The 1,672-nt window shown below is 62.9% G+C and carries 2 protein-coding genes; both read right to left on the bottom strand.

Translation table 11 applies throughout. From position 1 onward, the window contains the following. Window positions 1–728 (bottom strand): sugar ABC transporter substrate-binding protein (locus tag ENZ75_RS31125; RefSeq protein WP_164888149.1); only part of this gene is annotated, 728 nt, incomplete at its 3' end. A gap of 33 nt (window positions 729–761) precedes the next feature. Beyond that, window positions 762–1,672, bottom strand: a 911-nt coding sequence (locus tag ENZ75_RS31120) for an ABC transporter permease (RefSeq protein ID WP_164888148.1), incomplete at its 5' end; no start/stop codon positions are given.

Here is a 1,672-nt window from a genome sequence, read left to right as displayed (position 1 = left end):
GCGCCGACCTCAGCATTATCCCAGATGCCCATGATGCCGCACAGGTCCGGATGCTGCTGGAGGACCGTCTCGGTGATCTGGCGGGCCTCTTCGCTCATGTAATCGGCCGGCTGGTCGGAGACGAGCTGCAGCTCGGGATTGGCCTTCAGCACCTCGTCGATGCCGGTGCGCATGTAGATGTTGGCGGCACCCGTCTGGACGCCGGCGAGCCAGACCACCTTGTGCGAGACGGCATTGGGCCCGGTGCAGTGCTTGGCCAGTTCGCCCATTTCGAGACGGCCCATTTCGATCCAGTCGTTGCCGACATAACTGTCCGTCTGGGTGGCCGACTGCATGTTGACTTGCAGCACCTTGATGCCGGCCGCCTGCGCCTGTTTCAACAGGCGTGCGTAGGTCTGGACGTCGGGGTTCTGCACGATGATCAGGTCCGGCTTCTCGGCGATGGCGCCCTGCATGGCGCGAATGCCGGCATTGGTGTCGCCGGAGGGATCGCGCACTTCGAGGCTGAAGCCGTAGCGAGCGGCGTGACGCTGCCACACCACCACCCAGGCCTGGTTGAGGTCCATGCCCTGCGAGATTGGCACGAAGATGACCTTCTTGCCCTTGAGCGCCTCGAGATAGGTAGAGCGGCCGACCTGATCGGTTTCCTGCGCCGTGGCGATTTTCGCCGCGCCCAGCAGCGCCAGCGCTGTCATGCCCGCGAGCAGGCAGTTCTTGAACAACTTCATGGTATCCTCCCAGATTTATGTCTCGGTTCTTGTTCAGATGTCGCCGCTTTGCGAGGTCTGCTCGTCGCGCGGATTGATGATGGCGTCGATCGCCAGCGCGCCCAGCAGGATCACGCTCTTGATCAGGTTCTGGCTGGTGTAGCTGAAGTTCAGGATCGTCATGCCGTTGGTCAGGATGCCGACCAGGATGGTGCCGACGATGACGTTGCGTACGCCGCCCTGGCCACCGGAGAGGCCGATGCCGCCCAGCACGACCACCAGCAGCACGTCATAGATCAGGCTGGAATTGTAGAGGCGCGTGTCGATGCCGGTGACCAGCCCCAGCATGATGATGCCGGCGATATAGGCAATGAGGGCGCTGATGACATATTGCGTCACGATGATCGGGCGCGTCGGCAGCCCGGTCGTGCGGGCCGCGTTCGGGTTGTCGCCAGTAGCATAGACCAGCCGGCCGAAGCGGGTCTTCCTCAGGAAAAAGCCCATGAGCGCGGCCACCGCCGCGAAGATGATCACCGACATCGGGATGCCGAGGATGGTTCCGTTGCCGACGAATTTCAGCCAGCCGATATCGGAGGGGGCATAGAGCACGTCGGACGCAAAGACGATGCGGCCAGAGCCGTAGACCGAGGACGCGATGGCAAGGGTGGCGAAGATCGGCGGAATTTCGGCCACCGCCACCATGACGCCGGTGAACAGGCCGATGGCCGCGACCAGGATGGCCCCGAAGACGACGGCCAGCGTGAAGTCGACGCCCCAGGTGGAGATCCAAATACTGAAGGCGACGCCGACGACCATCACCGCCACCATGGTCAGGTCGATGCCGCGCCCAACGACGATGAGCCCCATGCCGACGGCCAGCGTGCCCAGGATCGAGACATTCTTGAGAATGGCAAGGATGTTGCCTTGGCTCAGGAAATTGTTGAGCGTCGCCGAGAACACCAGGA

Origin of the sequence: Mesorhizobium sp. M7A.F.Ca.CA.002.04.1.1 (assembly GCF_004022805.1) — a bacterium.
Lineage (GTDB): Bacteria > Pseudomonadota > Alphaproteobacteria > Rhizobiales > Rhizobiaceae > Mesorhizobium > Mesorhizobium ciceri.
Note: the sequence above shows the minus strand (reverse complement) of the source record. Positions and strands in the feature narration are given on the sequence as shown.